Annotated in this window: 8 protein-coding genes; 4 read left to right on the forward strand and 4 right to left on the reverse strand. The window is 43.5% G+C overall.

The features are described from left to right. The coding region (locus tag VIN08_RS20880) for a DUF4105 domain-containing protein (protein ID WP_331969262.1) at window positions 1–434 on the reverse strand (434 nt) is incomplete at its 3' end. Between the two features lie 100 nt (window positions 435–534). On the opposite strand from VIN08_RS20880, the gene VIN08_RS20885 reads away from it, so the two are divergent. Further along, a complete protein-coding gene (locus VIN08_RS20885) occupies window positions 535–1,557 on the forward strand; it encodes an SPASM domain-containing protein (protein ID WP_331969281.1) in 1,023 nt (340 codons plus the stop codon). Window positions 1,558–1,561: 4 nt separating this feature from the next. Here VIN08_RS20885 and VIN08_RS20890 read toward each other — a convergent pair whose 3' ends face one another. Next, window positions 1,562–1,741: a FeoB-associated Cys-rich membrane protein gene (locus VIN08_RS20890; protein ID WP_331969265.1), complete on the reverse strand. Its 180-nt coding sequence runs from the start codon at window positions 1,739–1,741 to the stop codon at window positions 1,562–1,564. A gap of 197 nt (window positions 1,742–1,938) precedes the next feature. On the opposite strand from VIN08_RS20890, the gene VIN08_RS20895 reads away from it, so the two are divergent. The 3 genes from VIN08_RS20895 (at window position 1,939) to VIN08_RS20905 (ending at window position 7,486) form a co-directional block, all read left to right on the forward strand. Beyond that, a complete protein-coding gene (locus VIN08_RS20895) occupies window positions 1,939–4,347 on the forward strand; it encodes an ABC transporter permease (RefSeq protein ID WP_331969268.1) in 2,409 nt (802 codons plus the stop codon). Between the two features lie 178 nt (window positions 4,348–4,525). Continuing rightward, complete coding sequence (locus VIN08_RS20900) at window positions 4,526–6,268, forward strand: cache domain-containing protein (protein ID WP_331969271.1); 1,743 nt, start codon at window positions 4,526–4,528, stop codon at window positions 6,266–6,268. A 21-nt stretch (window positions 6,269–6,289) separates the two neighbouring features. Then, a complete protein-coding gene (locus VIN08_RS20905; protein WP_331969274.1) occupies window positions 6,290–7,486 on the forward strand; it encodes a porin in 1,197 nt (398 codons plus the stop codon). Between the two features lie 14 nt (window positions 7,487–7,500). Here the strand turns inward: VIN08_RS20905 and VIN08_RS20910 are convergent, their stop codons facing one another. Beyond that, window positions 7,501–9,279 carry a hypothetical protein gene (locus VIN08_RS20910; RefSeq protein WP_331969276.1) on the reverse strand — a complete coding sequence of 593 codons (1,779 nt, stop codon included), beginning with the start codon at window positions 9,277–9,279 and terminating at the stop codon, window positions 7,501–7,503. Between the two features lie 195 nt (window positions 9,280–9,474). Beyond that, on the reverse strand, window positions 9,475–10,308 hold the full coding sequence (locus VIN08_RS20915; protein ID WP_331969278.1) for an endonuclease/exonuclease/phosphatase family protein: 834 nt from the start codon (window positions 10,306–10,308) through the stop codon (window positions 9,475–9,477). Window positions 10,309–10,600 lie beyond the last annotated feature (292 nt).

The raw sequence follows: 10,600 nt of genomic DNA on the forward strand, positions 1-10,600 counted from the left end.
CAGTTATCAAAGAAATAATCGTAACGATACTGCTCGTTTTCCGGAAGTGCATTCCACTGCAGGAAGTCATAGATCTTTTGCTTTTGAGCTGGCGTAAGGTTCAGCACCTGCTCGTGTATATAGCGGTTATAGTAAATATATACATCGCGAAAGCGAGGGTAATCAAAAACACCCAGCTGGTAATACATATACCCTCTGGCAAAGTTTAGATAGAAGTTGGGCTGATTAAAATTGAATACACCGTAGTTATAGGCTTCGTCTATGTTTTGTTCCGGATCGTACACACGAAAAGCGCTATGCCCGAAAGCTGAGTATAATTCTCCTTGCCATGGCCCGAACGTGATTACGGAAATAGTGGCCTGCTCAGAAAGCTGAATGGCCTGCGCATAGCTGAAAGAGGTAATGCAGAGAAAAAGGAATAAAAGTTTTTTCATGATGAAACGATTCGTTTTCAAGGGCATAAAATGAATTTCGAAAGATAACCACATTACAATAATCCATCCGATAGTTTTGAAGAGTATCTTGCATCCCTATATGATGCGTGCGTGGAAAGATCAGGTGAATTTCGCGTCCGGGCTCACAGCCAGGCGTGTATGGAATGCTGCACAGATATTTTCCAGTTACCATCGTTCCAAACATTCCGGTTTGCCCCGTATGCAGGGGCTGCCGATCAGTATATCGTTCGAGCCGACAACCTCCTGCAATCTGCGCTGTCCGGAGTGCCCCAGCGGGCTGCGGTCGTTTACACGGCCAACGGGTATGTTGCAGAAGCCGTTGTTTCAGCAGGTGATCGATCAATTGGCACCAACGCTCAGTTACCTTACTTTTTATTTTCAGGGAGAACCCTATCTGCATCCGCAGTTTCTGGATATGGTGCAGTATGCCGCGCAGAAAAAAATATATACAGCTACCTCTACCAATGCACATTATCTGAAAGATGAAAGCGCCAGGTTAACTGTTGAATCGGGTCTCAACAGGCTTATTATATCCATTGATGGCACTACACAGGATACCTATCAATCGTATCGTGTAGGAGGAAGCCTCGATAAAGTAATAGAAGGCACACGCAATATTATAGCGTGGAAGAAAAAGCTGAAGTCGCTCACACCTCACGTCATCTTTCAGTTTCTTGTGGTGAAACCCAACGAGCACCAGATACAGGAAGTATACAGGCTTGCCGAAGAGCTGGGTGTTGACCAGGTGGTGTTAAAGACCGCGCAGATATATGATTATGAGCAGGGCTCTGATCTTATACCCGCGCAGGAAAAATATTCGCGCTATCGCCAGTTAGAAGATGGCTCATATACCATTAAGAACAAGCTGGATAACCATTGCTGGAAGATGTGGCACAGTTGTGTGATTACGTGGGATGGAAAAGTAGTGCCTTGTTGTTTTGATAAAGATGCACATCATGTGCTGGGCGATCTGTCGAAAGACTCCTTTGAAACTATCTGGAATAGCGAAGCTTATCAAACATTCAGAGCTTCTTTGCTTCGATCAAGAAGTGAAATAGAAATTTGCAGGAACTGTACGGAGGGAACGAAAGTCTGGGCGTAAAAACTCAGAGACCTTTTTCTTTTAGCTGTTTTTCGATCTTGGCGAAATCAAGAGAAGAGGTTGCACCACATTTTCCACAGCCAGATTCACAAGCAGACTTTGCCTTGAAATTACGATAGAGCATGCGCCCGATATATACCAGGGCAAGTGCGAATACAAGGGCTACGATCACGTTCTGAATCATGATACAAAGGTAATATAGTTTTGAAACTCCGCCTATCCGCGGAAGGTTCCTTTCGTGGTAAATAAATGTCCGCAGCCGGACGAGCCCTCACATATCTGAACAAACAAAACTGCGTGGTGCTGCAAAATCTTCCTTTTTAGAAGTAAAATCAGAATGGCACGATGTTGAAAGATGAGGCGTGGGCTAAACCGTGAGCTATGTTTAAAAATTATCTCAAAACAGCTTTTCGCAATCTGTGGCGCAATAAAGGTATTTCGATGATCAACCTTGCCGGGCTTACGCTGGGCATTTCGTGCAGCCTGGTGTTGTTTCTGATGGTGCTATATATGAGCAGCTATGATGCGTTTCAAACAAAACGCGATCGTATATACCGGGTAGTTAATCAGTGGCAGGGAAACAGTGGTATAGAATATCAATCGGGTGTGCCAGCTGTGTTACCCGAAGCCTTTCGCACCGACTTTCCGGAAGCCGAAGAAGTGGTATTTATATCGGAAGGAAGAAGCTCGCTGGTATCTATACCTCAAAAAAATGGAGAGTATACTAAATATCAGGAAGACGATGGTATAGCTTTTACAGAGCCATCGTACTTAAAAGTGTTTGATCGTACTATCGTTTTTGGTGATGCCGGTAAAGGACTGGATGAACCGAATGAAGCCATTATAGCTGCGGGATGGGCGAAGAAATATTTTGGTAAAGAAGATGTTGTTGGCGAAATACTAAAATATGATGACAACGAATATCGCATCACCGCGGTGATGGAAGATGCTCCACCGAATACAGATTTTCCATTTAACATGTTGCTTTCCTATAGCACTATTAAGAAAGTAAGAGAAGAAGCCGGATGGAATAGTATATGGAGTGGAGAGCAATGCTACTTTCTGTTAAAAGAAAATGAACCGATTGCCCGTGTTGAAAATCGTATGCCTGCATTTTCGAAAAAGTATTTGGGCGATGATGCAGAAGAAGAGAAATCCAGGTTCTTTTTACTTCCGCTTACGGCTATGCATTTCGATGAGCGATTTGATACCTATTCTGAAACTACCGTATCGCGCGCATCACTCATCGGCTTTGCTGCCATTGGCATCATTCTCATAATTACTGCGAGCATCAATTTTATAAATCTCTCTACAGCAGAAGCCATCAAGCGCTCGAAAGAAGTTGGCGTGCGCAAATCATTAGGAAGTACACGTGGTCAGTTAGTACGTCAGTTTTTAGGTGAGACTACACTGGTAACATTGGTTGCTATTATACTCGCATTGTCGCTCACGCAAATCATGTTGGGTTTTGTAAATCCGTTCATGAAAATGAATCTGTCGCTTGATTTTACCAATGGCATGTTGTGGGTATTTCTTGTTTTGGTTACAGCCGTGGTATCTATACTATCCGGACTATATCCGGCATTTGTTGTGTCAGGCTTTAAACCAGCGCTTGCATTGAAGAACCTGGTGAGCAACAAAAATTCATCAGGCTATATGCTGCGCAAAAGTTTAGTGGTAATGCAATTCTGTATCTCGCAGGTGCTGATCATCGGCACCATCGTTATTGTAAATCAGATTCGTTACTCACAAACAAAAGAATTAGGCTTTGCTAAAGATGCGATCATCATTGCTCCCATTCCTGAAAAAGAAAAACCCAACGCACCGGGTAGTGGTGTGAGTAAAATGCGAACACTTCGCGAAGAAGTAGCGCGTATACCCGGCGTTGCTATGGCCAGTCTGGGCAGTGCGCCCCCATCATACGGGCATGTGTCCAGCACAGATTTTACAGTACAGGGTGCAGAGAAATCATACGAAACACAAGTAAAGATGATCGATGGAAATTATCTGGATCTCTATAAGATCGAATTACTGGAAGGACAAAATTTACAAGACCTTGATACCGCCAACGGATACCTGGTGAATGAACGCCTGGCATATATAGCGGGCTATACGAAACCAGCCGATCTGGTTGGTAAAGTGATTCAACTCTGGGGTAAAGATTTTCCGGTAGTTGGTGTTGTGAAGAACTTTCACACCATGTCGTTACATGAACCGATAGAAGCAACTATACTTTTTAATCGCATACGTGGCTACGAAACGCTGGCTATAAAAGTAGATATGAATAAGGCGCAGCAAGTGATAAGCGATTTGAAATCGAAATGGGAAGCAACCTATCCGGAACATTTATTTGAATATCAATTCCTCGATCAAAATATAGGTGAGTTCTACGAAGGCGAACAACGCCTGTCGGTATTGCTTACCATCTTTACTTCAATGGCTATATTTATTGGCTGCCTCGGTTTGTTTGGACTCGCTACATTTATGGCGAATCAAAAAACAAAAGAGATCGGTGTAAGAAAAGTATTGGGAGCCTCGGTAGAAAGTATAGTGTTGATGTTCTCTAAAGAATATGTAAAACTGATCCTGCTCGGATTTGTATTCGCGGCACCCTTAGGTTGGTTTGTGATGAATCGCTTTCTGGAAAAATTTGTCTACAAGATTGAATTAGGTGTGCCAATATTTTTAATGACACTAGGTGCTACATTGCTCATTGCCATGATCACTGTAGGCTACAAATCGTTCAGGGCAGCAACCATTAATCCGGTTAATTCGCTGCGTTCCGAGTAACCATCCTTATCCTTCATACCTTGAAAAGCCTTTAGAAATGAAGGCTTTTCGCATTTTAAGGCTTTTAAAGAGGTCTAAAAACCACTTGCTAAGAACAAACTCCCAGTTGCTCATTTTCAATGTTATAGCTTCCGGAATCTTTGTAATCTTGTATTGATTTCTACAACCCCCTCTTCCGATGAAGCTCAAACAACAAATCACCCTGTTGATCAGTCTGGTGCTTTTAGTGCCCTCTATACTGATAAGTTCCATTGCCATCTACAAAATAAAGTCACAGGCATCTAGCGATATTGATTTTTATCGCGTAGATGAAATGAACAAACTCAAGCTGTATATCAAGCATATCACAGATATTGGGTATGGCCTTGTAGAAGTGAACTATAAACAACTGCAGGATTCGCTGGCCGCAGGCGATAGTTCTGTCTCAGCAGAAATACTGAAGAAGCGCATGCTCGATCGATGCCTGGAGGTGCTCTCCGGAATACGGTTTGATAAGGGCGAAGGATATTTCTGGATAACCGATAACAAGCTCCCGTTCCCCACCATGCTGATGCATGCAGAGAAGAAAAATCTGAAAGGTGCTGTGCTCGATGATGCCAAGTATAATGTTGAGAAACACACCGGCAAGAATATATACCAGCTTCGCGCAGAGCTTTGTAATTCCAAAGGCGAAGGCTATGTAGAATATACTATGAAGAAGCCGGGTACGGACGAAGTGGATAACAAACTTTCGTATTCAAGATTATTTGCTCCGTTGGGATGGATCATCTCTACCGGATTTTATACCGATCAGATTGAACGCTCGATTGCAGCCAAGCAGGAAGAAGTAAACAAACAGATCGGTCATGTAGTGCTGGTTATATTGAGTATAACAGCGATTATATTGATCACCGGTCTTACGATAGCGTTTTACTTCAGCGCGCGTCTTACACAAGCTATACTTACTATAAAAGAAAAACTGCAACAGCTTGCCAGCGGTGAGCAGACAGAAGAAGTTGTTTCATCGCGTAAAGATGAAGTGGGGGAGATGACCACTTCGCTCAACATGCTGGTGAAAGGACTTCGAAGCTATACTTCATTTGCCAAAGAGATTGGTAAAGGTAACCTGGTGCAATCATTCGAGCCGCTCAGTGAATCCGATATACTCGGTAACGAATTGCTCGATATGCGCAACAACCTGAAGAAGGCTGCCGATGAAAAAAATGTACGCGACTGGATCAACGAAGGTATGGCATCGATGGGCGATGTGTTGCGTAAAAACAGTGCTGATACCAAAGAGCTTGCACATGACATTATCAAATCGCTGATCAAATATCTGAAGGCTAACCAGGGCGCTTTGTTCCTGGTAGTAACAGGCGACAATCCGAATGATACATACCTGGAGCAGGTAGCCACGTATGCATACGACCGGAAGAAATTCATGACAAAAAAGGTTGGAATGGGAGAAGGCCTTGTGGGGCAATGTGTGTTGGAGAAGGCCACCATTCACCTTGTTGAAATTCCGAAGAACTATGTTACGATAACTTCCGGGCTAGGCGAAGCACAGCCGGAAACTATTCTCATTGTTCCGCTCATTCACAACGATGAGGTGTTTGGTGTGATCGAGATTGCATCGTTTAGCAAACTGCTGCCGCATGAAATAACTTTTACTGAGAAAGTAGCAGAAAGTATAGCGAGTACAGTTTCTACTGTGCAGATAAACGAACGCACCAAGCGATTGCTGGAGCAAAGCCAGCAGATGTCTGAAGAATTGAAAGCACAGGAAGAAGAACTTCGTCAGAACCAGGAAGAGCTGCAGGCAACACAGGAGCAAATGCGCAGACGCCAGGTAGAACTGGAACGCGAAAATGAAATGCTGAAACAAGGACGATCATCAGCCAATACAAAATCAACGGATCATATACCGGCAGAAGCCCTTTAAAAACCTGGAGAATATCAAGAGATGAAACGATCGATTATTGCCCTCGCTTTTTTAGTTCTGCCAGTATTACTTCATGCCCAGGAAAATTACTGGATCAAACCTGATAGTCTTTACAAGTATGTGCAGCCTGTAGCAAGTCTGCAGTTTTGGAGCACCTATACACAGGGAGAGAAAGCGCAGCTGGAAGATAATGCCCCGATGGAGGCTATGCAGAACCGGTTGAACTTTATGATTCGCAGGGCACGTATAGGTTTTAAAGGCAAGCCTTATTCGCGATTGAATTATGTAGTAATGATTCAGTACGATAATATAGGGAAAGATAAATTCAGCGGTGTTCGCGGATCAACCAACACTGGGCAATTAGGTATACTCGATGCGTATGCAACGTGGCGCCTGAGTAAAAATGATATGGCTTCTGTTACCGTGGGATATTTCCATCCGCAGATAAGCCGCGAATGTGTTACAGGAGATTTACTGGTGAATTCGCTCGATAAATCACCAACACAAAGCTATATCCGCCAGGATATAGATGGTAAAAGTTACGGACGTGCCACGGGTATAAATCTTGGTGGTATGACTGCCAAGCACCTGGTTACGATCGATTATAACGTAGGTATATTCAGTAACAACACAACATCATCCGAGTTTCCGGAATCTTCCGGTAAATACTGGAGTCCGCTGGTAGTAGATCGTGTCACGTTTACGGTGGGCGATACCGAGAAGAAAAATTATTCGATCAACTACGATGCAAACAACTACTATAGCAAACGCAAAGGTATAACGGTGGGCTTGAACAGCTCGATGCAGGGCAAGACCGATATATTTACTTCTAACTATGCCGGTGGTTTTGATGTGCTGTTCAACTATGGCAACTGGAATATAGATGGCGAGTGGATGTATATGGAACGACACAACGAAGGCCAGCGCTATACAATGAAAGCATCGCACGTACGTGCCGGGTATAATGTAATTGTAGCAGATAAATATTTTCTGGAGCCCTGTGTAATGGTGGCTTCTTTTGAAGGAGATCCGGGAGCACAGTTCAGTGGCGAAGATCAGATGCTGGATGTTGGTGTGAACTGGTATCTGAACAAAAAGAACTGCAAGCTAAGCTTACACTATATAGCACAGAAGGGACATGGCGATAACAATTATACCGATGATGTTACTTTCAGGAAAGGTGACTTCGCTGCGCTTGCACTGGTTGTGCTGATGTAAGGGCATAATCGCAGTTAATTGTATTGCACGAACGAGGGCGGGTTCACAAACCGCCCGCTATATTTCAATCGCACATTGGTGGTGACTTTAAAACTAAATTCGTTTACGCCTTTAACATTGGTGGGGAAATAGAACGCACGTAACTCGATCGTACCAAAGATCAGGTTCTCATTTCGTATACGCACACCACCGGTAGTGCCCCAGAAGAAATCGCGCGAAGTTTGTTTCTCAGGCACAACTTTTAACAATGCATTTTCAAGGGAGAGAAAGGGAGCAAAGCGGAAGCCTACTAATTTCCAGTTTGTAAATAAAGTGGTCTCTAACCGTAAGGAGATCCGTTGTGAACCATATAAACTATCCGGTGCAAAACCCGTCAGCTCATCATTCAGCGTAAGCAGCTCACGCGAAACATTGTTATACGATCGTGCATAACCGGCTTGTATCAAATGCCTGATTTTTACTTTGCCCGGCTCATATAGCTTGCTGTAAACAGTACCATCGGCATAAAAGAAAGTATCAGACGATTTTCTGTTTGTAAAGAATGTACCTATACCGGCTGTTATAGTAGCGAAGCTCCCGTTCTTGTTAACAAAACCTTTTACCATAGAAGCACCGGCATACATTCGCTTCATGCCCATCTCTTTTGCCCAGCCGGTAGTGACCGTTACTGTTTTACCATAGGGCACGTCTTCTGTACGGCCGAAGCCATATATATAGCGTGTCTTATAAAAGTTCTGATTATAGAACGTCATCTCACCCAATACAAATTTCTGATCGTTATAGATAGGATTGAGTTTTTCCTGTGGCTGTATTGGCTGACGCGAATAATGTTGTCTATAGTAGCGCAGCGCTACAAAGTGACGATCGCGGTTGCGTGCCAGGTTGCCAATGCTAAAGTTATACCCGCCCCATACATCTTCAATATTATACCGGTAATTCCGAAAGAGACTATCGGGCGCCTGGTATACATTGCGCGACCAGTTACGACTTACTTCAAGCCCTCCGGCCAATCGCGAGTAAGGAGATACCAATGGCCTGTCGAGACGAATAAAGTATGCATATTCATTTTCATTGCCGAGACTTCGGGCATTATCAAGCTGCGTATATCCCGCTGTTGCATTGATAAGTGTACCCCCTAAACTTGATTTTCGATAGAGTACATCAAAGCCCACAAAGGGTGCACGATTTCCTTCGAAGCCAAAATCAGTTTGCAGTCGTTGCCCCATACCAAAGAGGTTGGCATCATAGAGGCCTATACGATAGTCGTCTATACCAGACGTTGATACACGTCCGCCCAAACTGAATACATCTCGTGTTACGATTTCAAGATCTACCGAATCAGGTCCTACACGATGAACAATAATTTTGGAGTCGAGAATAAAATCAAGATCACGCAGGTAACGTTCATTATCTGCTATACGATATGGGTTCAGGGGTTTGTTCTCGCGAATGAACAGGTTATCGCGAATGACACTTTCATGTGTAGTGGAGTGAAGCGAGTTGGCAACTTTCGTAACTGCATTACGAAAGCTGCGTGTAGAGTCGTACATCGTTCTCTCAAAACCGATATGGTTGATGATGATGTGACGAATGATTTTCCCTTCGTACGGTAAAAAGGGCGCCTCACTTTTTATAGTGATCTCAGCATCCGGGCTTGGCTTACGCGATATAGTTTTCATCACCTCTTTAGAGAGGCGATTATCCATAATCTTTTTGTTCCGCGTGGTGTCGGTTTGCGCCAGCAGCCCTTCACTCAGGGTCAGGATCAGTACAAACAGCGCAAACAGCCTCATGCCAGACAATTGAAAAGATTGATTCGGAATTTACAAAAAAGGATTAACGGATGAAGCCTTCTGCTTATTGACTTTCCGTAAATGATTTTTTATTCAGTTAAAATTGATAAAAAACCATTCCTCTTCTTCCCGCAAAGTCCGTGCTGATCTCTGATCCGAAGCCTTAAACATTGAACATTTGAACCCTGAACTTGTTTATTTACTCCATGAAAATTCACAGATCACCGGCAGGTGATCGGAAGGATAATACGAACCATCATTATCGGTAATCACGTGGTAATTTTTAGGCGACCATCCATCGGAGTAAAAGATATAGTCTATCACACGGCATGGCTCGGATGCTACAAAGAAAGTGCAGAATGTACCTTGTGTTTCTGAGGCCGGGCGAGCAGTATGTATTTTTAGCACGGTGCCATCAACCATGGTTCTATAGGCTGCCTGCGAAGGTTCGCTGTTAAAATCACCAGTAACTATAACGGGAAGTCCGTTGCGTAACGCAGCAATTTTTTCTTTGATGAGCGCTGCACTTTTTCCACGTGCAACTTCACCAATGTGATCAAAGTGTGTGTTAACAATCATAAAGGTTTTCTTCGTAGCAGCATCATGTATAACAGCCCAGGTTGCTACGCGGGTAATGGCGGCATCCCAACTCTTGCTGCCCGGTATATCGGGCGTTTCAGAAAGCCAGAATGTATTTTGTTTCTCAACCGAGAAGCGTTTCTTCTTTAACAGAATAGCAGAGTATTCGCCTTTTGTTTTACCATCATCGCGGCCAACGCCTACAAAAGTATATTCCGGTAAATTGGTAAGAAGGTCTTGCAGTTGGTGATGCAGTGCTTCCTGCACACCCAGTATATCCGGATCGTATTTACGGATCAGGTCATATACCTTGTTGGTTCGCTTGGGCCATTGATTAACGCCATCCGACTCTGCATCCAGGCGAATGTTATAGGTCATTACCTTCAGCGATTGTGCATGTGTGGCAAGCGATAGCATTGCGAATAATGCAATAAAAATATTCTTGTTCATAATCAGTACTGGTTGTTCTGCAAGATAAACAGCCGGAGATTAATATGACTTTAAATTTCTGTCACCTGTTGATAACCAGCGAAATCTTGTGTAACATTATAGACGAGTTCACCATTTTTGCCTGCTCCGTTGGCTTTTTTTCAGAATGTGCAGTATGAAGCAGACAATACAATGATCACTTTGTTGGTTCGTTAGAATTTATACCCTCTAAATTTCTGTCTATGGATCACGCTGAAATCTTTATCCCGCACATCGTATCAACCTGATATAAGCAGGTATATATCTATACTTG

Source organism: Ohtaekwangia sp., assembly GCF_036568665.1.
Lineage (GTDB): Bacteria > Bacteroidota > Bacteroidia > Cytophagales > Cyclobacteriaceae > Ohtaekwangia.